This is a genomic window from Massilia sp. IC2-278 (assembly GCF_020708045.1).
Taxonomy (GTDB): domain Bacteria; phylum Pseudomonadota; class Gammaproteobacteria; order Burkholderiales; family Burkholderiaceae_D; genus Telluria.
On sequence record NZ_JAJFES010000006.1, the window covers coordinates 224,418 to 251,067 of the forward strand.

The 26,650-nt window shown below is 62.4% G+C and carries 26 protein-coding genes; 9 read left to right on the top strand and 17 right to left on the bottom strand.

Features of this window, described 5'->3' with window-relative positions; all coding sequences use genetic code 11:
* Positions 1-36: 36 nt before the first annotated feature.
* From pilB to LK540_RS14270, 3 genes are all read left to right on the top strand, one after another.
* Entirely contained in the window at positions 37-1,767 is a 1,731-nt protein-coding gene (pilB, locus tag LK540_RS14260; RefSeq protein WP_229437956.1) for a type IV-A pilus assembly ATPase PilB, read from the top strand.
* A gap of 47 nt (positions 1,768-1,814) precedes the next feature.
* Positions 1,815-3,050 (top strand): type II secretion system F family protein, encoded by a 1,236-nt coding sequence (locus LK540_RS14265; protein WP_229437957.1) that lies wholly within the window; start codon positions 1,815-1,817, stop codon positions 3,048-3,050.
* Between the two features lie 1,164 nt (positions 3,051-4,214).
* Positions 4,215-5,453, top strand: coding sequence for a hypothetical protein (locus LK540_RS14270; protein WP_229437958.1), 1,239 nt, complete (start codon positions 4,215-4,217; stop codon positions 5,451-5,453).
* Positions 5,454-5,523: 70 nt separating this feature from the next.
* Here the strand turns inward: LK540_RS14270 and LK540_RS25405 are convergent, their stop codons facing one another.
* Both LK540_RS25405 and LK540_RS14275 read right to left on the bottom strand, forming a co-directional pair.
* Positions 5,524-5,697: a hypothetical protein gene (locus LK540_RS25405; RefSeq protein WP_374041363.1), complete on the bottom strand. Its 174-nt coding sequence runs from the start codon at positions 5,695-5,697 to the stop codon at positions 5,524-5,526.
* 134 nt (positions 5,698-5,831) lie between these two features.
* On the bottom strand, positions 5,832-7,256 hold the full coding sequence (locus LK540_RS14275) for a hypothetical protein (RefSeq protein ID WP_229437959.1): 1,425 nt from the start codon (positions 7,254-7,256) through the stop codon (positions 5,832-5,834).
* A gap of 183 nt (positions 7,257-7,439) precedes the next feature.
* Here LK540_RS14275 and LK540_RS14280 point away from each other — a divergent pair, with 183 nt between their 5' ends.
* Positions 7,440-7,751, top strand: coding sequence for a hypothetical protein (locus LK540_RS14280; protein ID WP_229437960.1), 312 nt, complete (start codon positions 7,440-7,442; stop codon positions 7,749-7,751).
* A 396-nt stretch (positions 7,752-8,147) separates the two neighbouring features.
* Here the strand turns inward: LK540_RS14280 and LK540_RS14285 are convergent, their stop codons facing one another.
* From LK540_RS14285 to LK540_RS14315, 7 genes are all read right to left on the bottom strand, one after another.
* A complete protein-coding gene (locus LK540_RS14285) occupies positions 8,148-8,867 on the bottom strand; it encodes a hypothetical protein (RefSeq protein WP_229437961.1) in 720 nt (239 codons plus the stop codon).
* A 92-nt stretch (positions 8,868-8,959) separates the two neighbouring features.
* Entirely contained in the window at positions 8,960-9,772 is an 813-nt protein-coding gene (locus LK540_RS14290) for an SDR family oxidoreductase (protein WP_229437962.1), read from the bottom strand.
* Positions 9,773-9,784: 12 nt separating this feature from the next.
* A complete protein-coding gene (locus LK540_RS14295; protein ID WP_229437963.1) occupies positions 9,785-10,537 on the bottom strand; it encodes a haloacid dehalogenase type II in 753 nt (250 codons plus the stop codon).
* Positions 10,538-10,748: 211 nt separating this feature from the next.
* A complete protein-coding gene (locus LK540_RS14300) occupies positions 10,749-12,014 on the bottom strand; it encodes an NAD(P)/FAD-dependent oxidoreductase (RefSeq protein ID WP_229437964.1) in 1,266 nt (421 codons plus the stop codon).
* A 4-nt stretch (positions 12,015-12,018) separates the two neighbouring features.
* The gene (locus tag LK540_RS14305) at positions 12,019-12,951 is read right to left on the bottom strand and encodes a quinoprotein relay system zinc metallohydrolase 2 (RefSeq protein ID WP_229437965.1); all 933 of its coding nucleotides are present in this window, start codon (positions 12,949-12,951) and stop codon (positions 12,019-12,021) included.
* The gene (locus LK540_RS14310) at positions 12,952-13,770 is read right to left on the bottom strand and encodes a quinoprotein dehydrogenase-associated SoxYZ-like carrier (RefSeq protein ID WP_229437966.1); all 819 of its coding nucleotides are present in this window, start codon (positions 13,768-13,770) and stop codon (positions 12,952-12,954) included.
* A gap of 218 nt (positions 13,771-13,988) precedes the next feature.
* Positions 13,989-15,194: a pyridoxal phosphate-dependent aminotransferase gene (locus LK540_RS14315; protein WP_229437967.1), complete on the bottom strand. Its 1,206-nt coding sequence runs from the start codon at positions 15,192-15,194 to the stop codon at positions 13,989-13,991.
* A 148-nt stretch (positions 15,195-15,342) separates the two neighbouring features.
* On the opposite strand from LK540_RS14315, the gene LK540_RS14320 reads away from it, so the two are divergent.
* The 5 genes from LK540_RS14320 (at position 15,343) to yidD (ending at position 18,393) form a co-directional block, all read left to right on the top strand.
* On the top strand, positions 15,343-16,209 hold the full coding sequence (locus LK540_RS14320; RefSeq protein WP_229437968.1) for an A24 family peptidase: 867 nt from the start codon (positions 15,343-15,345) through the stop codon (positions 16,207-16,209).
* A gap of 5 nt (positions 16,210-16,214) precedes the next feature.
* The gene (gene coaE, locus LK540_RS14325) at positions 16,215-16,856 is read left to right on the top strand and encodes a dephospho-CoA kinase (RefSeq protein ID WP_229437969.1); all 642 of its coding nucleotides are present in this window, start codon (positions 16,215-16,217) and stop codon (positions 16,854-16,856) included.
* Positions 16,857-16,949: 93 nt separating this feature from the next.
* A complete protein-coding gene (zapD, locus tag LK540_RS14330) occupies positions 16,950-17,705 on the top strand; it encodes a cell division protein ZapD (protein ID WP_229437970.1) in 756 nt (251 codons plus the stop codon).
* A gap of 14 nt (positions 17,706-17,719) precedes the next feature.
* Positions 17,720-17,920, top strand: a complete 201-nt coding sequence (gene yacG / locus LK540_RS14335) for a DNA gyrase inhibitor YacG (RefSeq protein ID WP_229437971.1) — start codon at positions 17,720-17,722, stop codon at positions 17,918-17,920.
* A 2-nt stretch (positions 17,921-17,922) separates the two neighbouring features.
* Positions 17,923-18,393: a membrane protein insertion efficiency factor YidD gene (gene yidD / locus LK540_RS14340; RefSeq protein WP_229437972.1), complete on the top strand. Its 471-nt coding sequence runs from the start codon at positions 17,923-17,925 to the stop codon at positions 18,391-18,393.
* Between the two features lie 265 nt (positions 18,394-18,658).
* Here the strand turns inward: yidD and LK540_RS14345 are convergent, their stop codons facing one another.
* The 8 genes from LK540_RS14345 to LK540_RS14380 all read right to left on the bottom strand — a co-directional run bounded on the left by LK540_RS14345 (position 18,659) and on the right by LK540_RS14380 (position 26,648).
* Positions 18,659-19,960 carry a D-amino acid dehydrogenase gene (locus tag LK540_RS14345; protein WP_229437973.1) on the bottom strand — a complete coding sequence of 434 codons (1,302 nt, stop codon included), beginning with the start codon at positions 19,958-19,960 and terminating at the stop codon, positions 18,659-18,661.
* A 30-nt stretch (positions 19,961-19,990) separates the two neighbouring features.
* Entirely contained in the window at positions 19,991-20,401 is a 411-nt protein-coding gene (locus tag LK540_RS14350) for an NUDIX domain-containing protein (RefSeq protein WP_267498788.1), read from the bottom strand.
* Between the two features lie 254 nt (positions 20,402-20,655).
* Entirely contained in the window at positions 20,656-21,564 is a 909-nt protein-coding gene (locus tag LK540_RS14355) for an ATP-binding protein (RefSeq protein WP_229437974.1), read from the bottom strand.
* 14 nt (positions 21,565-21,578) lie between these two features.
* The gene (argJ, locus tag LK540_RS14360; RefSeq protein ID WP_229437975.1) at positions 21,579-22,817 is read right to left on the bottom strand and encodes a bifunctional glutamate N-acetyltransferase/amino-acid acetyltransferase ArgJ; all 1,239 of its coding nucleotides are present in this window, start codon (positions 22,815-22,817) and stop codon (positions 21,579-21,581) included.
* A 162-nt stretch (positions 22,818-22,979) separates the two neighbouring features.
* Positions 22,980-23,684: a hypothetical protein gene (locus LK540_RS14365; protein WP_229437976.1), complete on the bottom strand. Its 705-nt coding sequence runs from the start codon at positions 23,682-23,684 to the stop codon at positions 22,980-22,982.
* A 308-nt stretch (positions 23,685-23,992) separates the two neighbouring features.
* Positions 23,993-25,036, bottom strand: a complete 1,044-nt coding sequence (locus tag LK540_RS14370) for an OmpA family protein (protein ID WP_229437977.1) — start codon at positions 25,034-25,036, stop codon at positions 23,993-23,995.
* A gap of 62 nt (positions 25,037-25,098) precedes the next feature.
* Positions 25,099-25,626 (bottom strand): hypothetical protein, encoded by a 528-nt coding sequence (locus LK540_RS14375; RefSeq protein WP_229437978.1) that lies wholly within the window; start codon positions 25,624-25,626, stop codon positions 25,099-25,101.
* 23 nt (positions 25,627-25,649) lie between these two features.
* Positions 25,650-26,648 carry an OmpA family protein gene (locus tag LK540_RS14380; RefSeq protein WP_229437979.1) on the bottom strand — a complete coding sequence of 333 codons (999 nt, stop codon included), beginning with the start codon at positions 26,646-26,648 and terminating at the stop codon, positions 25,650-25,652.
* Positions 26,649-26,650: the final 2 nt, after the last annotated feature.

A 26,650-nucleotide genomic window follows, 5' to 3' on the forward strand; every position in this document is an offset into this window, starting at 1 on the left:
CGGCTCCTTTGTCCTTCCTCTAACACCACAGCGCATATGGCAGCAGTCCTCCCGAACGCGACTTCAGGCACACCGATGTCGGGTTTGGCGCGCGCGTTGGTCCAGGCTGGCCGCCTGACCGCGAGCCAGGCCGATACGCTGCAAAAGAAGGCCACGCTCGAACGCGTTTCCTTCATCGACGCCCTGGTGGTGGGTGGTGCGATCGATTCGCAATCGCTGGCCGTGTTCTGCGCCGAGACCTTTGGCTACCCGCTGTTTGACTTGTCCAGCTTTAACCTGGACGCCCTGCCGGCGGGCGCCATCGACGCCAAGCTGATGGCGGCCCAGCGCGTGGTGGCCCTGGCCAAGCGCGGCAACCGGCTGTCGGTGGCGATTTCCGACCCCACCAATTCGCAGGCCCTGGACCAGATCAAGTTCCAGAGCGAGGCGGCTGTCGAGCCGGTGATCGTGCCGCACGATGCCCTGCTCAATTTGCTGGCTAGCCTGGCCAAGGGCGCCGAGCAAAGCCTGGCCGAACTGGCCGGCGAAGACGGCGAGATCGAATTCGCCGAGGAAGAAGCGGCAGCCGCCGCGGCCCAGCCGGAAGCGGCCAACGAAGTCGAGGACGCGCCCATCGTGCGCTTCCTGAACAAGATCCTGATGGACGCCGTGAACCTGGGCGCCTCGGACATCCACTTCGAGCCCTACGAAAAATACTACCGCATCCGCATGCGCGTGGACGGCGTGCTGCGCGACCACGCCATGCCGCCGCTGTCGATCCGCGACAAGCTGGTCTCGCGCATCAAGGTGCTGGCCAAGCTGGATATTTCGGAAAAGCGCGTGCCGCAGGACGGCCGGATGCGCCTGATTTTATCTCCCACGCGCACCATCGACTTCCGCGTCAGCACCCTGCCTACGCTGTTCGGCGAAAAGACCGTCATGCGTATCCTGGACGCAACCCAGGCGCAGATGGGCATCGACGCCCTCGGCTACGACCCCGACCAGAAGGCCATCCTGCTCGACGCCATCTCGCGCCCTTACGGCATGGTGCTGGTAACGGGACCGACCGGTTCCGGCAAGACCGTGTCGCTGTACAGCTGCCTGAACGTGCTGAACAAACCGGGCATCAACATCTCGACCGCGGAAGACCCGGCCGAGATCAACCTGCCCGGCGTGAACCAGGTAAACGTCAACGACAAGGCGGGCCTCACCTTCCCGGTGGCGCTGAAGTCCTTCCTGCGCCAGGATCCGGACATCATCATGGTCGGCGAGATCCGCGACCTGGAAACCGCCGACATCGCGATCAAGGCCGCGCAAACGGGCCACATGGTGTTCTCGACTTTGCACACCAACGACGCGCCCTCGACCCTGACGCGCTTGATGAACATGGGCGTGGCGCCTTTCAACATCGCCTCGTCGGTGATCCTGATCACCGCGCAGCGCCTGGCGCGCCGCCTGTGCACCTGCAAGCAGCCGCTCGAGATGAGCCGCGACGCCCTGCTCGGCGCCGGCTACCGCGAGAGCGACCTGCAGGACGACTGGAAGCCCTACGGCCCGGTGGGTTGCGAACGCTGCCTGGGCTCGGGCTACAAGGGGCGCGTGGGCATCTACCAGCTGATGCCGATCAGCCCGGCGATCGAAGCCCTGATCCTCGCGCACGGCAACTCGATGCAGATCGCCGCTCAGGCCGAGAAGGACGGCGTGAATTCGCTGCGCCGCTCGGGCCTGATGAAAGTAAAGCAGGGGCTGACCAGCCTCGAAGAAGTGCTCGGCTGTACGAACGAGTAACGCGCAGCACGTAACGAAGACACAAGCAAGCGACAGACAGGATCAATATGGCTACCTCCCTCCCCACCCGCAGCCGCGGCGGCGCACAGGTCAAGGAATCGGTCTACGCCTGGGAAGGCAAGGACAAGACCGGCAAGACGGTGCGCGGCGAGCTGCGCGCCGGCGGCGAAGCCATCGTCAACGTGACGCTGCGCCGCCAGGGCATCATGGTCACCCGGGTCAAGAAGAAGATCTACCGCTCCGGCCGGAAGATCACCGACAAGGACCTGACCATGTTCACGCGCCAGCTGGCCACCATGATGAAGGCCGGCGTGCCGCTGCTGCAGTCCTTCGACATCGTCGGCAAGGGCCATGCGAATCCGTCGATGTCGAAGCTGATCCTCGACCTGCGCGCCGACATCGAGACCGGCACCAGCCTGAACAACGCCTTCCGCAAGTACCCGCGCTATTTCGACCCGCTGTTCTGCAACCTGGTCGGCGCCGGCGAACAGGCCGGTATCCTGGAAGAGCTGCTGCACCGCCTCGCCGTGTACAAGGAAAAGACGCTGGCGATCAAGGCCAAGATCAAGTCCGCCCTCACCTACCCGATCGCGATCCTGGCGGTCGCCTTCATCGTCACCGCGATCATCATGATCTGGGTGGTGCCGGCCTTTAAATCCGTGTTCTCCAGCTTCGGCGCCGACCTGCCGACGCCGACCCTGGTCGTGATGAGCATCTCGGAATTCTTCGTGCAGTGGTGGTGGGCGATCTTCGGCTCGATCTTCGCCTCGCTCTACTTCTTCTTCCAGTCCTGGCGCCGCTCGCTCAAGATGCAGCAGGGGATGGACCGCCTGCTGCTGCGCCTGCCGATCTTCGGCAGCGTGATCCGCAAGGCGACCATCGCGCGCTGGACCCGGACGCTATCGACCATGTTCGCGGCCGGCGTGCCGCTGGTTGAGGCCCTGGATTCGGTCGGCGGCGCCTCCGGCAACAACGTCTACCTGGAAGCGACCAAGCGCATCCAGACCGAGGTGAGCACCGGCACCAGCCTGACGGTGGCAATGCAGAACGCGAACGTGTTCCCCAGCCTGGTGACGCAGATGGTGGCCATCGGCGAGGAATCCGGCGCGCTCGATTCGATGCTGGGCAAGGTGGCGGATTTCTTCGAAGAGGAAGTCGACGAGGCTGTCAGTGCTCTGTCGTCGCTGATGGAGCCGCTGATCATGGTGATCCTGGGTGTGCTGATCGGTGGGCTGGTGATTGCGATGTATTTGCCGATCTTTAAGTTGGGGTCGGTGGTGTAAGGAGCTCTCTGTAGCGGCTCACGCAATCGTTCAGTGAATCACGATACTTTTCAATATGAGGTGTACTTCGAAAAGACTTGGGATCGTTTACTGCAGAACTGCAGAAGTACGTCAACGAGGAAGGTAGGGCGTGTCGGGAGGCGGCGCTGAAACAGCCAGGCTCTAAAGGATCTTCAAGATGAAGTGCTCAGATCGATCTGAGCACTTTCCTGCTGAGTAACAGTGCACCCGGCTTATGCGTGACCGGGCGCGAACAGCCAGACAAAAACTGCGGCTGGCATTAGATGCCAGCGATGCTCTTTCACATCAGCATGTGGCGAACGAAATGCCAAGCATGGTCAAGGTATGTGAACGCCCAATACAACATCGTGGCGAGGGCACCGACCCATCGGAACTTAAGACTGAATTTCTTGAGGAACTTCAGGAATTTCATTTTTCTACTCCATTGAAAGCACGATCTACGTGCCGTCTATTGAGACCAGCAGAGCGGTAAGGGAACCGTCCACCACCGTGCTCGCACACTTCCGCGTACCAGCCCCTAGCCTTTACAGCTTCCGATTCCGAGCTTCGAAATCGCTTTGATAAGGGTAGGAAGCAGCCTTTAGCCTTCTCATCCGGCCTTTTCCAGGCCTAGACTAAAAATTTTTCGGAACGTTGAATCGGCTAACCGCACAGGCAGTAAAGCGAGTGCGTCAAGCCGTTAGCGAACTGGCCGATACAAGGTTTCAGCTCGGCACAGCGTCGAACCGTGGAGGTCATGATGTATACAGTGAACTTGCTCGACCGCCAAAGATGTGGCGTCTCCAAAAAGAGATAGAGTGACAGTTGGGGTCGCGGCGGTCAGTGATTGCGTTTGGAGGAAGCTACGTTTGAGTCTGCAGGATTTGGTGGACGAGTAACGCTGAAGCCTGGCCAACTCGCTTTAACGCGTCGGCAAAGTAGTTGTATGGATTCACGTCATACAGTCGACGAGTCGCGTCCAAACAATGCACAATGCCGACATGCTTGACGCCCAGTTCCGTCAACTGAATAGCCAGTTCTTCTTGCTCATCGAGATGATCGGTAAGGTGCGTTAGAGGTAATTCGTGTTGATCAACACCTCTGGACCGGCGCCTATGTGGACCGACAGCTCGACCCAGCGTTCGCAGATATATCTAACTAATCATGTTCAACCAGTTCTCCATCACTATTCTTGAACGCCTTATTGGCAAGAAGTTTGCCGTGCTGCTTGATGAGCTTTCTGGGACGACAGAACGCACTTGGAGGAACCGGTTCAAACGTGGTTGGGAGCCAACCGAAGAGGAGCGTGAGAATTTAGCCGAGCGGATGACAGCTGAGCTCACTGAGAGAATGATGCGCATTGGTGAGTGGACACGCGAGGAAGCGGGCAAAATTCTCGCTGAGCGTCCTTCTCATGTAGCCAGAGTTTTCTTGCCGACCGCCGACCTGATCTATCAGTTCAGCCCTCAACACGCCACTTACTGTCAAGACGCAATCATCTTGGCATCACATTTCGACCGGAAGTGCGAGTCTCTCGCCGAAGCCGTACGACTAGGTGAAGTCGATGGGGTACGCAAGGTATTGATCGCCATGCTGGACTGGTTGCGAACATTCTGTTCGAGCGAGATGGACGATGCCGATGCAGTAGCGTTGCAGCGCACGTTTGAAACAAGCCAGGATGTCCAAGCACTACTTGAGGCTTCTAAGCCTTTGGGTGAAGCGTTGATCTTCCATGTGTTGTCGTGCTGGGATGTTGAATTTTGCGCGGTCTACTTTGGAGGTACGATGCAGGCTTATCCGCTGTTTGAGCTGGTGATGCCTCGCTTCGCCCCTGATATCGAAATTGAACCAGAAACAGGCCGGCTACTGAGGGAAGGACGTCAACCTCGCAAAAAAGTGTTTGAGACCGCAACCTCGCGTCTGTTCGACTTTCTCTCTACGCTGATAGCGTGGCGGCGCTCTCGGCACCTGCCCGATAGTGTGCCAAGAGTGAAAGATTTCGCTGCCTGGTCACGTCAAGACGAGACTCGCGTCATTAGCTGGCGCGACGAGACAACACGATTTACAGCGCGCCAGCTTGAGCACCTGTGGACGAGGTCGATTGAACCTGATAGCGATGGAATTTATCCAGCAATCCCGTCGCCTATGTTCGTCTGCGCTCATCTTTGGAGTCCTTTGTTAGTGCGACAGGACGGCCGCACCACCCACTTCGTTGAATGCACTGCTAGTTACAGAATATGGTGGGAGCGAAATCGCGACCGCTTGATAGCAAAGGGCCTGCAGTTTGGTTCGCAGGCCTGGCCAAATTATTTGACTGGCGAACGAACAGACAAGGCGTCGCTTGCTTCCGTTTTTTGCTTCCAATCTGCTGGTCGATCTTCCAACCCACGTGACTGCCAGTAAGCAGCATTATTTGGGTTGAGCTGGTTGCTATGGTTATTCAAATCCTGTTGGGTAGCCACTGTTGCACTCCTCACTTCGCGCCTGACTTGCCTTGGTTGCGAACTGCAGCTGCTTGCAAGCGTCCGACGTAACTCCCTTTAGGCACAGCGCCACCGGACGAGCGGGCAACTGTTGCTTGCACGCGGGAGGCGTCGCGAGGCGTTGTCGGCGACGATGATTTCTGACTGTGTTGTGATTTGCTCATGTTGTTCTCGAAAGCTCGGTTAAGTAGATGTGCTGGGATCAGCAAACATAGTGTGCCGGACCTCGGACAAAAATTAGTTCCAAATTTCGGAAAGGCTAGTTGCCAGATTGGCAGCCGCAACAAGTTTCATAGTGTTAACTGTTGCTTTCTGAACGTTTCGATCTACCGCTCCAAAGGTCGAGTTTATTGATCACAAAATTTCTAAACTTGACAGCGTTCTCTAGTGCCTCTTCTATTGCATCACGTTTTAGATCGAATCCAAATTTCGTAAGTTCAGCATGAATATTGATAATCAAACTAGTTTTCGGTTTGCCTTCTTCTTCTGGCCTATCATTTTCGAATGATCGCAATGCCGCTAGATGCATGGGGATGCTGGTAACTCGTTCCACAATAACACGCTCAACTTTTTGTTCTGGTATTATCTTTTTTCGTCGAACGTCACGCTCATGCTCGCGAGCCCCGCCATCACCCAAATCTGCTCGATGTGTGGCTGACCGACTAAGGAAATATTTTTCAAACCGCGACAATGCCTGTTTCAAATCTGGAAATGGCCGATCATAAGGCAACACCATAATGAGTCGATTCTGCAGTGGCACCCCTTCAAGGGTTAGTTTAGTATGCTCACTTGAGAAATAAATAGGCCCACTGGCGGAGCGAGGCTCTACCTTCGGAGCACTCCCGAGTAAAAAATCGACAGATGAAGTATCTTGAAGATACTCTGCCTTTACATTCTTTGAACTCCACTTACCAAACCCTATCTTATCTTCACTGATCAAGGAAACGAAATCGACTAGGATTCTGTGCACTGAACGAGGTGGAGCAATAAGCACGCCCCATGGGTAATAATTACCAATGGGAATCTGGAATGTTCGTGCTTGCGAGATAAATCTAATAAACATCCGCTTACAAAATTCGTCATATATCGCATCGATCCCGGCCTGGAGTGCGAGATTGCGATAGTGCTCTAGAGCATTCTGCAGAAGTTTTTCAGGATCATTTTTTACGGAGGAATTGCTGTGCCGCTCAACAAATGCCGCATGCATCGCTGTTGCCATTGAGGGCATGTGCACAGGACAGCGCATAAGCATACCGAGTTCATCCAATACTTCGAATGCGACAGCAAAAATTTGATCAAAGCTTGTAAATGGTTTTACCGATTGCGGTAGAACTTTCTCCAGTCTCGCTGACAAGGCTTCAAGAAGCATCCACGGAGCGTTCATCTGGAAGGTCAAGTGATGAACTATTCCCTGATATTTCCAATTATCTGGGATGTAACGCCATCCATTATCAGTCGTATCGCTCTCTAAAGAATAATCCTGATTTTGAACTGCTCTTTGCAGAGTGTTGACCACGGAATACTGAATTCGATCGTGATAAGGTGCTGGTAGGGACATGAACCTGGGGTCCGATTGAGCTTCTCGAATTACTTCCACTGCTAAAGCAGATAGGCTGCTTAAATGATCGTTCAGTGCTTCCTGGTATCGGTAAGCGTAACCGAAAGCAATTTCGTTGTCGAAAGAATCAATGAGTAGTTCTTGCTCAGGGGAATTACGTGGCATGTTGAACCGTTCACAGCGTCAGCGCACAGCCTGTCGCCGCGCTGCGGGTTTATGGGAGCGTCCCGTAACCTACGTTGAATTGCTTTGTCAGGGACGGGCAATCTCGCCATTATAGTTCCGCTGCCACCCGGCAGCCCCAGTTCAGTGTCTTTCGCTGGGTCACCACATCATCTGGAGCTAACTATGAAGAAATTGACCAATGCTGCACGTGCGGCCAACGCCGTTTATGAATGCGGCGGCGAGATCTATCACCTCGAAGCACTGCGTCTCGAGAAAGGTGATAAATTTGTTGTCAACCACTTGGCGGGCCACTATCAGGAGAAGGAAGGACTGTCAGTTTCGGACTCCCACATCCGCGCAGGCCGTTTCATCAATGATGTCGATGCGTTGAAGGTTGGCAGCTTCGATTTCAAGCACGTACGCGAGCGGATCGCAGAGAGCGCTAAGACGCAGTTCGGTAAGCCCGGCGACGACTGCGCCTTCGCTGGTGCATAAACGAACACGTCACTTCCTGACGGAGGCCGACGAAACTTGTCGGCCTTTTCCCTTTTAGATAAGGACATCACCAGCCAATCGTCTCATCGAAGGGCTTTGTTCCGCCATCATAATGGTTGGGGATACTGACGCTTACGCAACTCAATAATTCCACGTCCCGTCAAAGGCATTGTCGACCTCGCGTCGTTCCGCCGGCAACGCAAGGACATGTGCTGCTACCTCCAGGGGTACATCGCAAGATGCTTGAACGAACCCAAGAAAAACTGAATGAAATCAACGGATATGACTGCAGGATTGCGTGAGTCCCTACAGGTTGCGAGATGCGGTAAGTTCCTGCACTTTCCAGTACCGATGCCTGCAGCACTGCCTGCAGGCGCGAATACCAGATCCGGCTTGTCAGTGCGGAATGATGTTTTTGTGCGGAAGCTGGCCTGCAGCCCAGTCATAAATCTCCCGCGCTTTCGGGCACAATTGCGCCAGTAGCGGGAATGCAGCGCGCTGATTTGCCGCTTCCGGGCCGTATTGTATTGTTTCGCACGTCGCGAATCGTTTGGAATCAGCCTGCCATTGCAGCAGCGTGTATTCCTTGACCAGGACGGGCAGTCTTTCGCCAGACACGGTGAGTGGAATGTAGGGCACCACCGTGATGCTGCCTTCCATGTACCTGTGATCCGAGTCGATCAGCTGGAAACTCCCTTTTCCCAAACCGCGAAACAGGAACATCCGGTCGATCGAGCGCATTCCCCCAACCCCAGTCGAAGCGGTGAAATCGCAGACGCCATCGTCGTCGATGTCCATCCATGTAATGACACTTTCCTCGGTATTCGGGTAACGGAAGCCCGCTTCGACGAGACCGTTCTTTATCAACCGAATATCTTCTTTTGTGTACGGCGTTTCGTCGTTCGCATCCTGCTTCGCCTCCCAGGTCGGATCATACTGGCGTAGATACCTGGCCAGCTCCCGACCTGGACGATGAACCGACGAACATTTTCCCGGCCCCGCGATGATGATCGTTTTTCCACCGATGGTCAGCGCTTTTCCCTTGGCCGCAGCCGTGTAAGCAACACAGGCCGTACCGAGCGCCAGGCCGAGGGCAATGATATGAAAGATCTTCATTTGGTGACCTTCAGTTGCTCCATGCGCAGGTAGCCACTCGTGCTGGCAGTAGCTCTACCTCTGGCTGAGGTAGCGCTACTGCCAGCAACCATTTAGTCTTTCAACCCCGATCCCGGCTCAGCATCCGCAGCGTGCAAATCAGCCTTCACCGTATCCGGCGCCAGGTTATTCACGATATTCCCGATCACCTTGCTGCTCGTCATGCCGGCGACGACACGGTCCTTCCCGGCCTTCATGGCCTCGTAACCCTCCGCCGCAACCTTGCTCGGGGCCGCCTTCTCACCCATGCCGAGCTTGTTGGTATCCATGCCGGCGCGGTGCCAGAACGGCGTGTCGACCTGGCCCGGCAACAGCAAGGTGATCGTCACGCCGCTGTCCTTGATCTCCGACTTCACCGCTTCCGCAAACGAAATCAAAAAGGCCTTCGTGCCGCCATACACGGACTCGTACGGTGTCGGCATGGTGCCCGAAATCGACGCCGTGTACAGCAGCTTGCCGGAACCTTGCGCCACCATGTCCGGCAAGATGCGTTTCGTCAGGTGCACCTGGGAGACGATGTTCAACTGGATCATGTTCAACTCCGCTTCCAGGTCGGTGCCGCCGATGAAGTAGCCGCCCAGGCCGACACCCGCGTTCAGGGCTGCCGCAGCCAGCGGCCGGCCGAGAGCGGTAACCGCAGCGTACAGCGACTCGACGCCATCGAACTTCGTCAGGTCGGCAACGACGATCTCGGCGCCGGCGCCGGTGGCGCGGACGGCTTCGGCGGTGCGTTCGAGCAGTTCGCCATTGGTGGCGGTGAGGACAAGGTCATAGCCGTCGGCTGCGAAAAGCCGGGCCAGTTCATAGCCGATGCCGCTGGAGGCGCCGGTAACCAGGGCGAGCGGGCGTTCATTCGGTTGCGTCATGTGCAGGTTCCTTTATCGTGAAAGTTGAGGGCAGCCGAGCAGGTCGGCCAATTCGATGAGACTGTCGGCGACCGCATCCCAGTCGTGTTCCGGTACCAGGTCGGTGCTTTGCTTCGGGCCGTGCTCCCGGGGCCGCCGTACGAACACGGTCCTGAAGCCGCAGGCACGTGCCGCTTGCAGGTCGTCGTTGTGGGCGGCGACGAGCGCTACCTCGTGCGGCGGCAGTCCGATCGCTTCCGCCGACTTCAGGTAGGCCTGGGGCTGCGGCTTGTAGCTCCTGGCGATCTCGGCGCCGAGAATGGCGTCCCAGGGAAGTCCGCCAAAGCGCGACAGGTACAGCATGCCCGCGATATGGCTGTTCGACAGGGCGCCGATCGGGAAGCGCCGCTTCAGCCGGGTAAGGCCTTCGACCGCATCGGGCCATGGATCGAGCCGCTCCCAGGCGCGATTGAGGTCGGCCAGATCGGCGCCTTCAATCGCACCAAATTCCGCACCGAAGTCCGCACCATGCCGCGCCAGGACGGTTTCAAGATTTTCCCGTTGCAGCACATCCAGCCGCACCCACGGACGCTCGCCTGAGCGGACGGCCTGCATCGCGGGCTGGTACAGCGACCGCCATTCGTCGGCAAAGTCGAACGGATCGACGTCGATGCCGTAGCGTTCGAGGAAGGGCCGGGCGGCACGCGCCACCCCCGAGCGCCAGTCGACGACGGTGCCGAACACGTCGAAGCCGAGAAAGCCGATGTGTTGAAGCGATGTAGTCATGAAGCTTTCCTTGTAGCGCTGCCTGGCTCCCCGTGGAGGGAAGCGGACAGCATGTTTCGATTGCATCGAATGAAGAACAAGAAGGCTTAGTCTGACTAAAATCGGCCATGGGAAGCGCATCATTGAATGCGGCTATCATGCGAATCGATGAAGGGTGTATTCCTGGATGCCGGCCTGCGTCGCGGCGTGCGTCCCTGCAGCTTGCCGCCCGCTAGCCCAGCACATCGCCCCAGATCTGCCGCGCCCACGCATCGGCATCCCTGCCCTCCTGCGCGGACGGATGGCCCGACAAGATGCCGCTGCCCTCGGCCCGCATGCTGCCGGTGGCCGGGTCGTAGCGGTACAGGGTCGAGATGTGCATCGCCTGCCTGTCGTCGACGTAGCTGTAGCAGGTATTGGCAAAGGCCGGCGCCGGATCAGGTGCCTGCCCCAGCATCAGATCCACGATGGCGCGCGCGCAGACCTTGGCCTGGGCATTGGCCATGTGCGCCGACTTGGGCAGGCCGGCGTCGATGGCATCGCCGATGACATGCACGCGCGGCACGACCTTCGATGCATACGTGAGAAAGTCGACTTCGCACCAGCGCCGCTCCACGTTGGCCAGGCCGCACTGTTGCGCGATCCGGCCCGCCCGCTGGAGTGGAATGACGTTCAGCACATCCGATTTCACCGTATCGAAGGCGGTCCTGACGGTCTTCGTCGCCACGTCGACTTCCCTCGGTTCGCTGCCCGGCACGTAGTCGATCATGCCCGGATACAAATCGCGCCAGGCCCGCTCGAACAGCGCGCGTTTCGAGGTGATGACGGGATTGGCGTCGAGCACCACGACCTTGGAACGGGGCTTGTGCGTCTTCAGGTAAAAGGCCACCTGGCACGCGCGCTCGTACGGTGCGGGAGGACAGCGGTAAGGCTGGGCCGGCACCACGATCGTGAACACCCCGCCGTCGCGCATCGTCGCCAATTGCCGCTGCAGGTTGCGCGTTTGCGGACCGGCTTTCCACGCATGGGGAATGCGTTCCTGCGCCTTTGCCAGCATGGGAAAATCGTCGTAGATGAAGTCGATGCCGGGCGCGACGACCAGCCTGTCGTACGACAGCCTTTGTCCTGCCACCACGATCTGCGAGCGGTCGGCATCGATCGCCGTCACGCGTCCCCGCATGAACCGGACGCCATGCTCCTGCCGGAGCACATCGTAGCCGAACGTGAGTTGCTCCAGTGTCCTTTGCCCGCCCAGCACGCGGTTGCTCACCGGGCAGGAAACGAAATCGGCGTTCTGGTCGACGAGAATGACTTCGATGCGCCCGGCGCCCAGGAGCCGCACATACCTGGCCGTGGTGGCGCCGCCATAGCCGGCGCCCACGATCACCACCCGCCCCAGGCGTGCGTGGCTTTTGTGGCGGGCAGGGCCGGCCCATGCCGCCAGCGACGGCCAGGCCGATCCTGCCAGTGCCAATTCGAGAACGTCGCGCCTGCGCATCGCCCTACTCCCATTCCAGAATTGGGTAGAGCAGGTTGACGTTGCGGCGGTTGACGATGTCGAAGAGTTGCCAGCGGCTGCGCTCGGAGGCCGCCGCCGTGGCCATCGTGGTGGGCATGTCGGCGCCCTGCCGGATGCCGGCGCGCACGTCGTGCAGCAGGGTCGCCAGGTAGTGGCGCTGCCTGGCCAGCGCCGCCTTCCTGTCGCGCGTCACGGGGCCGTGGCCCGGGATGGTGAGCCCGGCCGGCATCTTGTCCAGGGCATCCATCGCGGCGAGCCAGCCCTGGAGGTCGCCATCGATGGCCGGCGTGCGCTCGATGAAGAGCAGGTCTCCCGTCCACAGCGTGCCGCTGGCGGCGTCGAACACGCTCAGGTCGTTGTCGGTGTGCGCCTTCGGCCAGGCCCGCAGTTCCAGCTTGCGTCCGCCCAGGTCGAGGGTCAGCCGGTCCTGTACGGTCTCACCCGGCGCCACCAGCCTGCTCGCGCCGGCCCCGGTGCCGAGTTGCTGTTTCAGGTTGCGCACATAGGCATCGCCGCGCAGGGCGAGGAAGCGCGGCAGCGTGGCATGGCCGACCAATCGCGGCTGCCCCTCTCCCGCAGTGGGATCGGCCTCGGTGAAGGCAGCGTTGCCGAACACGTGGTCGGGATGCCCATGCGTGTTGATGACGTAGCGAATCGGCAGTTGGGTGACGGCGCGCAGCGCCTGCTTCAGGGCCATGCCGACGGCATACGAGCCGCCCGTATCGATGACCGCGACCGCGTCGCTGCCGACCACGAAGCCGATATTCGCGATGTCGCCGTCGTAGCCTTCCTCGAAATCCTTGTGCTGCCCGATGTGCACATACACGCCCGGCGCGATCTGGTCGATGCGTAGCGGCGCTGCTACGGCAAGCTGCGCCGCCGCCAGCAGCCAGACCACGTGGATCAGGCGCCGCATCTAGCCGCCCACGTCGATCGACTGGCGGAAGCTGGCGCCCTGGCTATCGCGGATCAGGACTTCCAGGGTGCCGGCCCGGCTGGGGACGAATCCGAACCCAATCGAGGGATTTTCGCTGATGCCGATCGACGTATCGGCCGTCATCACCGGCTTGCCGTCGTAGGTGATGTCGATCTTGTCGATGAAGAAAGCGGGACGGAAGCCATGCGTGGCCAGGTCGCGCTGCAAACCGGTGTACATCGGGTGCCGGATCAGGAGCCGGGCCTTGTTGAGCTCGCCGCGCCTGAATGGCCCGTCGAGCGCGATCTTCATTTTTCCCGCTTCCGCCAGTGCCTGCGCATTGTCGCCCGGGATCGTGCCGCCGCAACCGCCGGATGCTTTCACGGTAAGGCTATTCACATACAGGCGGCCGTCGTTCGATTCGGCAACGACGTGCACCGGCGAATCGGATTCGAAACGGATCCTGGTGGCCACTTCCGCCTTGCCGCTCTCCGGACGAAAACGAAATACCGCCGTCAAGGGCACCGGATTGGCGTCGACGAACAGGGTGACCGACTTGATGTACTGCGTCGCCGTCATCGGATGGTCGATGCTGAACGCGAAAGGTACCTGGTCGCCGCTGGCTGCGCGCGCGGGCGCCGTCAGACGGATAAAGGAGGCCTGCTCCAATTGCTTGCCGGGGAAGTAAGACTGCTGCAATGTGGCCCAGGGCGCATCGGCGGCCTGGGCGCTTGCCGCCGGCGGGCAGGCCAGCCAGGGCAGCATTATCAGGCTGAGGAACACATGAGGGCAGACGCTACGCTGTGGACGAGTGTTCATCATGTCAGCCTTTATCCATCACGGATGCACGGTGTCATTGCTTAGACAGACTGCGCAGACTGCGCGCGGCCTCGCCGCCAGGACGACTATAGCGCGATTTTACGCCGTCGGGTACAAAGCTGGCAAAGCCGGGGTCAGGTCTGACATTCAGACACGGCCTCAGCCTTAATCCGCATGAAACGGCGTCTGCCTCACGCAGCGACTGCAGGAGAGGATGGCTAGCGCTGAGCTCGTGTCCGAATGTCAGACCTGACCCCGGCTGTTTCCATGAATACGCCAAGCCGGCGAATCGCTTCGGTGAGCTGTTCGGCGCTGGCCGCATACGACAGCCGCACGTAGCGGTCGGCGCCGCAGTGGCCGAAGTCCTTGCCCGGCGTGAGCGCCACCTGCACCTCGTCCAGCACGCGCTCGCAGAACTGCCACGCCGTCAGCCCGGTCCCGCTCACGTCGAAGTAGACGTAGAACGCCCCATCCGGCGGCACCGGCACCGGCAGCCCGATCCCCGCCAGCCCGTCCAGCACCAGCGCGCGGCGGCGCGCGAATTCCTGGCGCCGCTCCTCGCACACGGCCAGCGACGCCGGCGTGAAGCAGGCCAGCGCCGCCTGTTGCGACAGGCTGGACGCGCAGATGTAGTAGTTCTGGGCCAGGCGCTCCATGGTCGGCACCAGCGCTTCCGGCACCACGGCCCAGCCCAGGCGCCAGCCGGTCATGCCGAAGTATTTCGAGAAGCTGTTGATGACGATGGCGTCGTCGTCGACCGACAGCACCGTCTGCGGGGCGCGGCCGTCGGCATCGCGGTCGCCCAGGTTCAGGTAGATCTCGTCGACGATGCGCCAGGCGCCGCGCTCGCGCGCCCAGTCGCAGATCGCGCGCAGCTCGTCCAGCGGCACCGAAGTGCCGGTCGGGTTCGAGGGCGTGGCGATCATCAGGCCCTGCGTCGCATCGCTCCAGTTGGCGCGCACGCTGGCGGCATCGAGCTGGAAGCGCGATGCGGCGTCGGTGGCCACCAGTTTCACCCGGGCGCCGAAGCTGCTCAGGAACTGGCGGTTGCAGGGGTAGGAGGGGTCGCCGACCAGCACTTCGTCGCCGCTGTCGACCAGGGCGGCCGTTACCAGCAGCAGCGCGGCCGAGGCGCCGGCGGTGACGATGATGCGGTTCGGCGAGATCGTCACGCCATGCTCGCGCAGGTAGAAGCCGGCAATCGCCGCGCGCAGGGCCGGCGTGCCGAGGGCGCCGGTGTAGGGCAGCGGGCCGTCGACGGCGCTGCGTGCGGCATCCAGCACGGCGGGCGGCGGACCGAAGTCGGGCTCGCCCAGGCTGAGCTTGATGACAGGCTGGCCTGCCGCCTCCATGGCGGCGGCGCGTTTGCCGAATTCCATGGCGAAGAAGGGGTCGATGGCCTGGGCGCGTTGGGATATTTTCATGTCGGTTTCTCGGGTGTTTTGGTGCGGAATGGATTTTATCTGGCCGGCGCGCGGATCACACGTTTCACGAAGCGCGGAAAACCCCTAAAATAGGTTGATCTACGGCACCACTGCCCGCATCGACGCCACCTAACCGGAAGCTAGCTCTTTGGAAACTCTTCTCTTCGCCGCCCCCGCATCGCTCGGCCCCACCATCGTTGCCGGCATCTTCGGCCTGTTGATCGGCAGTTTCCTGAACGTGGTCATCCATCGCCTGCCGAAGATGATGCAGCGCGAGTCCGACAATTATGTGGCGCACGAGAGCGGCAAGGAGCTGCCGCACACCGACCGCTACAACCTGATGGTGCCGCGTTCCTGCTGCCCGCACTGCGGCCACCAGATCAGCGCGCTCGAGAACATCCCCGTCGTCAGCTGGCTGGTCCTGCGCGGCAAGTGCCGCAACTGCAAGGCGCCGATCTCGCCGCGCTACCCCATCGTCGAGCTGATCACCGGCCTGCTGTCTGCCCTGCTGGTCTGGACCTTCGGCTCGGGCCTGGCGGGCATGGGCGCGCTGCTGTTCGTGTACCTGCTGATCGCCATGACCTGGATCGACTACGACACCAAGCTCCTGCCCGACGACCTGACCCTGCCCCTGCTCTGGGCCGGCCTGCTGATCAACGTCAACGGCACCTTCGTGCCGCTGCAGGACGCCGTGATCGGCGCTGCCGCCGGTTACCTGGTGCTGTGGTCCGTGTACTGGCTGTTCAAGCTCGTCACCGGCAAGGAAGGCATGGGCTACGGCGACTTCAAGCTGCTCGCGGCGCTGGGCGCCTGGATGGGCTGGGCCATGCTGCCGACCATCGTCCTGCTGTCCTCGGTGGTCGGCGCGATCGTCGGCATCAGCCTGATCGTGTTCGCCAAGCGCGGGCGCGACAACCCGATTCCCTTTGGTCCCTACCTGGCGGCGGCCGGCCTGATCGCCCTGCTCTGGGGCAAGGACTTGAGCGCCGGCTTCATCAGCGGCCTGCTGGGCTGACGGGCATGGAGCCGGCGCCTGTTACTGCATTCTCCATCGGCCTGACCGGCGGCATCGGCTGCGGCAAGACCACGGTGGCCGACATGTTCGGCGCCCTCGGCGCGACGCTGGTCGACACCGACGCCATCGCCCACGCGCTGACCGCTCCGCACGGCGCGGCGATGCCGGCCATCCTGGACGAATTCGGGCAGGACTTCGCCACGCTTGAGGGCGCCATGGACCGCATCAAGATGCGCGCGCTGGTGTTTTCCGATTCCACCGCCCGCGCCCGCCTGGAAGCCATCCTGCACCCGCGCATCCGCGACGCCACCGCCGCCGCGGCGGCCATGGCCACCGGCCCCTACACGATCTTCGTCGTGCCGCTGCTGATCGAGTCCGGCACCTGGCGCCAGCGGGTCACGCGCGTGCTGGCCATCGACTGCCCCGAGGAATTGCAGGTGGCGCGCGTGATGGCCAGGAACGGCATGACCGAACAGCAGGTACGCGCCATCATGGCGGCCCAGGTCACGCGCGCCCAGCGCCTGGCGGCGGCCGACGACGTGGTCCTCAACGACGACGGGCTGGACGCCTTGCGGCCGCAAGTCGAACGCCTGCATGCGTTTTATCTCGACGAATCGCGCCGCGCTCATGCTCCATTCGGCGCCTGATCCGGACTTCTACAATCGAAGGTTTGTAATTTTGCGTCGCATGGTTCAGAATCACGAAGTTGCCTGCCAGCCCACATTCAGAGGAATGTCACTTTGATCGTCTACGAATATCCTTTCAACGAGCGGATTCGCACGTTGTTGCGGCTGGAAGACCTGTACGAGAAATTCAAGTTCTTTGTGCGCCAGGAACACCCGATGCAGCACCACGTCGCCCTGGCGACGATCTTCGACATGCTGGAAGTGGCCGGCCGCGCCGACCTGAAGTCCGACCTGCTGCAGGAACTCGAGCGCCAGAAGCAAAGCCTGCTGGCCTACCGCAGCAACCCGAATGTAGCCCCGGAAGCGCTGGACGCCGTCCTCGCCGAACTCGACCAGGTGAGCAGCGCCCTCGGCGCCGCCCAGGGCAAGACCGGCCAGAACGTGCGCGACAACGAGTGGCTGATGAGCATCCGCGGCCGCACCATCATCCCCGGCGGCGCCTGCGAATTCGACCTGCCCTCCTACTACGCCTGGCAAAAGCGCCCGGCCGAGCAGCGCCACGCCGACATCATGGCCTGGTTCGGGCCGCTTGCTCCCCTGTTCGACGCCCTCGCCCTCGTGCTGCGCCTGCTGCGCGACTCGGGCGGCCCGGCCAGGATGGTCGCCACCGGCGGCAGCTACCAGCAAATGTTGCAGGGAAAGGTGTACCATATGCTGCGCCTGGGGCTCGACGAATCGCTCGGTGCGATTCCCGAAATCTCGGCCAACAAGTACATGCTGTGGGTACGCTTCACCACCCAGGACGGCGATCTGAAGCCGAAGTCGCTGGAAGAAGACGTGCCCTTCGAGCTGACCCTCTGTAATTTCTAAGTTTAAGTATTGCCATGACCGTTGTAGCCTGCCCCACCTGCGCCAGGAAAGTCGAGTGGACGGAAGCGAATAAATACCGCCCGTTCTGCTCGGAGCGCTGCAAACAGATCGACCTGGGCGCCTGGGCCGAAGAGAAGTACACCATCCCCGCCGCCGCGCCGAACGAGTCGCTGGACGACCCGCTGGCCGACCCGCAGGCCAACGACCGGCACTGATCTTGGAGCGGCCATCCGGATTCCTCGTCCGTGTGGCCCTGGCCGCGATCCGCGGCTACCAGCGTTATCTCTCTCCCCATAAAGGTTTTTCCTGCGCCTACCGCTGTGCAACCGGGCGCGACAGCTGTTCGCGCCATGGTTACCGGGTGATCGAACGGTTCGGGCTGTGGTCCGGGCTGGCGCTGTTGCGGCGCCGCTTGCGGTTGTGCGGGGAGACTTACCGCAGCCGGCGTGTCCACGTTCCCCATCCGCTCCTGCACCACCAGCGCGGCGATTGCGTGCCCTGCGATTGCGATGCGAGCTGTCTGCCGGATCTGCACTGCGATATGCCCAGCGTGTCATGGCGCGATGCCGACTGCGTGTGCGATGCCTGCCAGTGCATCGATTGCGGTAACTGCGGCGATCCGAAGCAGGCGTGGCGCGACTGGAAGGAACGGCGCCGCCAGCGCAGGATAAGGCGCCTGTTCTCGTAAAACGGCACCTCCGTATTCGACAGTTGTCGGCCTCAACCGTACGGTGGGCACGCTGTGCCCACGCGGTTACGTGCGTATCCTTGCACCTGCTGCCGTGGGGTGTCGCCCCCAAAATGCAAAAACGGACACGACAGGTGCGTGTCCGTTTTTGACGTTTGCGAGCGATGTTTCGCCGCAGCGGGTGCAGTGAGACGTGCGTACCGCGTGGGCACGGGGTGCCCACCCTACGGTTTAGCGTTCAGGGCAAGTCCACCTTACCCGGCAATCAAGCTGTAACGACAATCCCACCCGGCATCTGCACCGGCTTGTTACCGCTGCCATACCGGTCCATGAACAGGCCTTCCAGCCCGATCTCCGGCTGGCGGCCCGAGACCATGTCGGCCAGCACGCGCCCCGAACCGCAGGCCATGGTCCAGCCCAGCGTGCCGTGGCCGGTGTTCAGGAACAGATTGCGGTACGGGGTCGGGCCCACCACCGGGGTGCCATCCGGCGTCATCGGACGCAGGCCGCACCAGAACTCGGCCTTGCTCACGTCGCCGCCCTGCGGGAACAGATCGGTCACCGAGTGCTCCAGCGTGTCGCGGCGCGCCTGGTGCAGGGTCAGGTCGAAGCCGGCCAGTTCGGCCGTGCCGCCCACGCGGATGCGGTCGCCCAGGCGCGTGATCGCCACCTTGAAGGTCTCGTCCATCACCGTCGATTCCGGCGCGCCGGATGCGTCGGTGATCGGCACGGTGATCGAATAGCCCTTGACCGGATACACCGGGATGCGGATGCCGATCTGCTTCAGCACGAAGGGCGAATAGCTGCCCAGCGCCAGCACGAAGGAATCGGCCTTCAGTTCGCCCTGCGAGGTGACCACGCCGGTGACCTTGTCGCCTTCCACGGACAGGCGCTTGATCTCGACGCCCTGGCGGAACTTCACGCCCAGGGCTTTCGCCATCTCGGCCAGCTTCTGGGTGAACTTGAAGCAGTCGCCGGTTTCGTCGTTCGGCAGCAGCAGGCCGCCGACGAACTTGCCGCGCACCCTGGCCAGCGCCGGCTCGTAGGCCTCGCAGCCGGCCGGGTCCAGCACCTTGTAGGGCACGCCGTACTGTTCGAGCACGGCGATGTCGGTGGCGGCGCCATCGAGCTGCTTTTGCGTGCGGAACAGCTGCAGGGTGCCCTGGCTGCGCTCGTCGTAGGCGATGCCGGTGTCCTTGCGCAGTTGCACCAGCACGTCGCGGCTGTACTCGGCCAAGCGCACCATGCGGCCCTTGTTGATCTGGTAGCTCTTGTGGTTGCAGTTGGCCAGCATGGACAGGATCCAGCGCCACTGGTTCGGGTCCATCTTGGGGCGGATGACCAGCGGGCTGTGCTGCATCATCAGCCATTTCACGGCTTTCGCGGGCACGCCGGGACCGGCCCACGGGGACGCGTAGCCGGGCGAGATTTCGCCGGCGTTGCCATAGCTCGTTTCCATGCCGGCGCCCGGCTGGCGGTCGATGACGGTGACGTCGTGCCCTGCCTGGGCCAGGTAATATGCCGTGGTGGTGCCGATGACACCACTACCCAAGACGATGATTTTCACAGGAGTCCTTGAACAGAGATTGACTGCTTTTTACCTTGCGTAGCGCAGCTGATCGAGCCACTCGAGCAAGGGGATGGTTGCGGGCAGCAGCGGGGTAACGCCGACTGCCCCTTGCCACGCAAAGGCCTGGCCTTCCAGGCTCTGCGGTTCGCCGCGCCAGTCGCGGCTGATATAAAAATGGAGCCGCACATGGGCGTGCTCGTAGACGTGTTCGACGCAGCACCACGGGTCGGCTGCGATGATCTCGATGCCGAGTTCCTCGACGAATTCGCGCTGCAGGGCGGCGAAAATGCTTTCGCCCGGCTCGACTTTACCGCCCGGGAATTCCCAGTAGCCGGCATACGGTTTGCCCGCCGGGCGCTGGCCGAGCAGCACGTCGCCGTTCGGGCGCATCACGATCCCGACTGCCACGTCGATAGGCCTGCTGGCGGCTTGCTGCATGAGAGAGTCCGGTTGGAAAACCCGATATTGTACGCCAGGCGCGGGCGTAGAAAATCATGGGTGTTGTGTTCCCGCCGATAGAAAATTGCGTGGGGGGATAACCCGGGTGTATGGGATGGGGCGGTTATCGCGACGGGGTTCGTGGGGTGGGCACCTGTGCCCACGCGGTATGGCACGGCTCCGTTGTCGAAACGATTATTCGATATGCAAACGTGGCACCGCGTGGACACAGGTGTCCACCCTACGAAAAGCAGTTAGCGTTCCGTATCAAATCCGGCATCGGCGGGTAATTTGCCGGCGTAGTCTTTCGCAAACTGCCACGCCACCCGCCCCGACCGAGAACCACGCCCCAGCGCCCATTGCAGCGCCAGCGGCCGGGCCGCCTCGATCTGCTGCGGCGTGCAGCCGAAGCTGGCCAGCCAGTGCGCGACGATGCCCAGGTAATCGTCCTGGCGGAAGGGATAAAACGACAGCCACAAGCCAAACCGCTCGGACAGCGAAATCTTCTCTTCCACCGTTTCGCCCGGATGCAAATCGCCATCCTCGCCGTGTTTGTAACCGGCGTTATCCGACATCTTTTCCGGCATCAAATGGCGCCGGTTCGAGGTCGCATAGATCAGCACATTGTCCGACTGCGCCGAAATGCTGCCGTCCAGCGCCACCTTCAGCGCCTTGTAGCCGGCCTCGCCTTCCTCGAACGACAAATCGTCGCAGAAAATGACAAAGCGCTCCGGGCGCGCCGCCACCAGGTCGACGATGTCCGGCAAATCGGCCAGATCCGCCTTGTCCACTTCGATGAGCCTGAGCCCCTGGTCGGCAAAATCGTTCAGGCAAGCCTTGATCAGCGACGACTTGCCAGTGCCGCGCGCGCCCGTCAGCAGCACGTTGTTGGCTGGACGGCGGGCGACGAACTGGCGCGTGTTCTGCTCCAGCTGGCGCTTTTGCGCCTCCACGTGCTGCAAGTCCGCGAAGCGGATGGTCGACACATGCGCCACCGGCTGCAGCCACGCATTGCCTCCACCCGCGCCATTTCCCCGGCGGCGCCAGCGGAAGGCGAAGCTGCGCTTCCAGTCCGGCTCGCGCGGGACCGCAGGCGGCAGCACCGCCTCGAGCCGCGTCATCAAACCCTCGGCGCGGTGCAGGAACTGTTCGAGTGGCGTCATGCGCGTGCGGACAATTACGAGCGGTAGTCGGCGTTGATGCTGACGTAGTCGTGCGACAGGTCGCAAGTCCAGACCGTGGCCGTGGCATCGCCGCGCGCGATCTTCACACGGACCAGGATTTCGGCCTGCTTCATCACGCGCTGGCCATCGGCTTCCTGGTAATCCGGGTTGCGTCCGCCGGCCTTGGCGACCCAGACGTCGTCCAGGTAGAGGTCGAGCTTGGTGACGTCGAGGTCGTCCACGCCGGCATAGCCGACCGCGGCCAGGATGCGGCCCAGGTTCGGGTCCGAGGCGAAGAAAGCGGTCTTCACCAGCGGCGAGTGGGCGATCGCATAGGCGATCTTGCGGCACTCTTCCAGGTCGCGGCCCTCTTCCACCGTGATGGTGATGAACTTGGTCGCGCCTTCGCCGTCGCGGATGATCTGCTGCGCCAGGTTGCGCGAGATGTCGGTGACGGCATCGCGCAGCGCTTCATAGTCCGCGCCCGATGCTTCGTTCACTTCCAGGCCGCCGGCGCCGGTGGCAACCAGGATGAAGGAATCGTTGGTCGAGGTGTCGCCGTCGATGGTGATCGAATTGAAGGAGCGGTCGGCCGCGTACTTCACCAGTTCGTCGAGCACCGGCTGCGCCACCTTCGCGTCGAACGCCAGGTAGCCGAGCATGGTGGCCATGTTCGGCTTGATCATGCCGGCGCCCTTGCTGATGCCGGTCATGGTCACTTCGTGGCCGCCGATGGTCACCGTACGCGAGGCAGCCTTCGGCTGGGTGTCGGTGGTCATGATCGCTTCGGCGGCGTTGAACCAGTTGTCCGCGGTCAGATTGCTGACAGCGGCCGGCAGACCGGCGACGATCTTCGCGATCGGCAGCTGTTCCAGGATCACGCCGGTCGAAAACGGCAGCACCTGGCCGGCTTCGCAGCCGAGCAGCTTGGCCACTTCGGCGCAGGTGGCCTGGGCGTTGGCCAGGCCGGTCTCGCCGGTGCCGGCGTTCGCGTTACCGGTGTTGACCACCAGCGCGCGGATCGGCGCGCCGCCGTTCGTCACGGCCGCCAGGTTGGCCTTGCTCACCTGGACCGGCGCCGCGCAGAAGCGGTTCTTGGTGAACACGCCGGCGACGGTGGCGCCATCGGCCAGGCGCATGACCAGCAGGTCCTTGCGGTTGGGCTTCTTGATGCCGGCTTCGGCAAAACCGATCTCGATACCGGCAACCGGCTTCAGGTCGGCGGCGACGGGCAGGGGGGAATTCACGGCCATGGTGGTCTCTATGAAAAGATTACGAATCCAATATTGTACTGCGCACGCGGGCAAGCTGGCGCAGTACTCCCCTGCCTGGCAACGCAGCGGACCGCCGCGGCAGGCTGGTCGCGTGTCCAATCGATGTCATTTCCGGAGCGCGGTGCATGCGCTGCTCCCCGTTCAACCCTTGCAGTCTCCCAGCCGGGTCAAACGGATCACGCTTTTCTCCTCGAACAGGGGCGCGCCCTTCGGGTCCGCCGGCGCGAGGACTGTCTTCGGCATTGTCTTCCTCTCGGCCTCGTATTTCCTTGCTTCGGCCAGCAGGCGCCGTCCTTCGGCCTTTTCCTCGGCGCTGCCGTTCTTCACCCAATCTTCGTAGACCTCGCGCAGCGGATGCTCGTCGGCGGCGTCATCGGACCCGTCCACGGTTTCGACGACCTGGGTGGTGGTCTCCCAGGTCCTGGCGTCGACCTTGCGCAGCGTGATCTTCATGTCGCCCCAGGGGCAGCTGTGCACCGCCACCATCTGGCCGCCGATCACCTGCCCCTTGGACGCCTTGCAGCCGTCAATGGCCAGGTTCTTCGGAAGCGCACCAGGCCTGGTCGCGGGCATGCATACCTGCATCGGGCCCTTTCCCTTTGCGGCAAAGCTGCCGCTGGAGCCGTCCTTGCGGCGCGACCGGCTGTTCAGGTCGCCCGTTGCGCCGTCCTGGGTCTCGTGGCTGAACGTATTCCCGCCGATGTTATGGTTGGTCAGGTCGCTGACGACATCGAACTGGTAGAGCCCAGGGGGCGGAAGGTAGGCGGGATCGGGGGCAGCGGCTGCTGCGGCTGCGGCTGCGAGCAGCAGCGCGGCGGCGCCGGCAAAGGTCGAGCGATATTTCATTACTTCTCCTGACAATTGAAAACGTAGCGTGGGCTGCGGGTCCGCTGCAATCTGCGCCGTATAGGGGTCGCGAAGGCCAGCGCCTATCCGGCTTACCCGCCTCGACCTCTACCAGGCAGGTAAAGCCAAGCAGGCGCGTAGCGGTCCGGCTCCCTTAAACGGATATCCGGGCCCGGCCGGATGGATCCAGCGCTTGCTCCTTGCAGTCGCCAATACGGGTCAGGCGCTGCACGACTTTTTGCTGCAGCGGCGCCACGCCGCCGGTGCACGGCAGGTGCGCAGCAGATGAACGGCCGCTGCGCCCCCGCTCAGCGCAGCACCAGCTCGACGCGGCGGTTGCGCGCGCGGCCGGCTTCCTCGTCGTTCGGGGCCACCGGCGCCAGGTTGGCGACGCCGCGCGCCGTCATGCGGTTGGCGGCGATGCCGAAGCGGGTGCTCAGGGCGTCCGCCACCGCCTGGGCGCGCCGCTGCGACAGGCCCAGGTTGTTCTCGAAGTCGCCCTGGTTGTCGGTGTGGCCGACGATGAACACCCTGGTGTCGCGCGCCGTGCCCAGGGCCTGGGCCATCTGTTTCAGCTGCTCGTCCGACTCGGGTTTCAGCACTGCCTTGTTGGTGTCGAAGTGCACGCCGTACAGGGCGATCCTGCCGTCGCGCCTGAGCGTGTCGCCGATGGCCTTGGCGTCGACCGTGACCTTGCCGGTCCGGGCAGTCGCCGGCTCCACCACCTGCAGCAGCTGCTGCACGCGGCCGGCCGTGGCGCCCGAGCCGGAGTCGACCGACATCGCGACCTGCACGCGGATGTCGCCATTGGGGCCGGCCTTGCGCGCGCTGATCAGGTTGAAGCCGGGCTGGTAACCGTTATTGAACATGCTGCGGGCCAGGGCATTCTCGCCGACCCCGCGCGCCTCGCGGGGCAGGTTCCCCACCAATGGCTGGGTCCTGTCCTTCTTGCATTGCGGCTCCTCGCAGGCATAGACCACCTGGAAACCGGCCGCCTCCAGCGCCTGCCGGTAATCGCGGAACACCTCGAGCGCGCCCGTGCCTTTCGGCCCGAAATAGAAGCGGTTGGTGATGCGGCCTTCCACCTGGCGCAGCACCGGCTTGCCCGCCTCGACGTCGACCAGGCGGGTGAAGCCGAGCGGATCGTCGCCGGCCGCGCTCAGCACCGAGCCTTCGTAGCGCGACAGCAGCGGACTGTCTTTCGCGCCCGGGATGTCGCGCATCGGCTTGTCGGCGGCGCCCACGGGCAGCGCCAGCGGCAGCGCGGCGGCCAGCAGCAGCGCCATGCCGGCACGCAGGAAATGCGCCGGGCGGCGCTGTAGCGATGGATGAATGCGGTGTGTGTTGTGCATGCGATTTGTTTTTCTGGTTTGAACGGTCCCGCTTCCTGTCTGCAGCCGCAGCGGCCTGCCGGTCAGCCCTTGCAGTCGCCCACGCGGGTCAGGCGCATGACCGTCTTCTGCTCGTTGCGCGCGGTACCGGCTTCCGCATTGCCGTTCTGTACGCGCTCGACCGACGTCTGCCAGGTCTGCGCATCGACCTGGCGCAGGTGGATCTTCATGCTCCCCCACGGGCAGGTGTGCAGCGCCACCATCTCGCCGTTGACGACCTGGCCCTTGGTGGCCTTGCATCCATCGATGGCCAGGCCCTTCGGCAAGGCGCCGGGTGGGGTCGGCCCGATGCAGGTGCGGTGTGGCCCGGCGCCCGGGATCACGTTCTTCGCCGGGCTGCCGCCGTCGCGTTTGTACTCGCTGCTGATGCTGCCGCTTGCGCCATCGTAGGTGTCGTTCCGTTCCAGGGTATGCGTGGGCGACTGGATCTTGAGGCCGCCGACGATGTCGACCTGGTACAGGCCGGGCGGCGGCAGGTAGCGGGTATCGGCTGCCAGGGCGGCGCCGGCGGCTCCAAGGCCGATCGCGATAGCGCTCAGAATGCGTTTCATGCTTTCTCCTCGATGCAGGCGGGTCAGCGCACGACCATCTCGACGCGCCGGTTCCTGGCGCGCCCTTCTTCGCTGGCGTTGCTCGACACCGGCGCAAAGCTCGACACGCCGCGCGCGCTCAGGCGGGCCGCGGGAATGCCGTACCTGGCGGCGAGCGCTTCCACCACGGCCTGGGCGCGCTTCTGCGACAGCGCCAGGTTGGCCTCGATGTCGCCCTGGTTGTCGGTGTGGCCGACGATCAGCACCTTCATGGCCGGCTGGGCCTTCAGGGCATCGGCCATGCTTTGCAGCTGCGCCGCGGAATCGGCACGCAGCACCGCCTTGTTGGTATCGAAGTTCACGCCGTACAAGGCGATCTTGCCGTCGCGCTGCAGCCCGGCGCCGATGGCTTTCGCGTCGACCGTGACCTTGCCCATTTCCGCCTGGGCCGGCTCGACGATCTGGATGAACTGGCGCGTCCGTCCAGCGGTTTCGCCATCGCTCCTGGGTCCGGCCAGCGCCACCTGGACATAGGTGAAGCCGGAACCGGTCTGCTTGCGTGCGCTGATGTAATGGAAGTCGCGCTGGCTGCCGCTATTGAAAATATTCACCATCGCATCGTTGCCGACCCATTTCGCTTCGCGCGGGAGGTCTTCGATCATTTTCTGGATGCGCAGCTTTTCGCATTCGGCGGTCTCGCAGCTGAACAGCGTTTCGAATCCGGCCGTGCGCAAGGCCTGCTGGTAGTTGCGGAAGACCGCCAGCGCACTGGCGTCCTTCGGCCCCCAGTACAGGCGATTGCTGAGCCGGCCTTCGACCGGGCGCAGTACCGGCTCGCCCTTGGCGCGCTCGACCAGGCGCGCCGTTCCCAGCGTATTGCTGCCGTAGTCGTACAGGATGCCGCCTTCGTAGCGGGAAATCAGGGGATGGTCCTTGCCTCCCGGGCGCTCGGTCAGCAGGGATGAAGCCAATGCGCCGGCGGTGGACAGGGACAGCGTGACGGCAATGAGGAATCGGGTGCCGGTCGTGAAAACAGCATGCATCA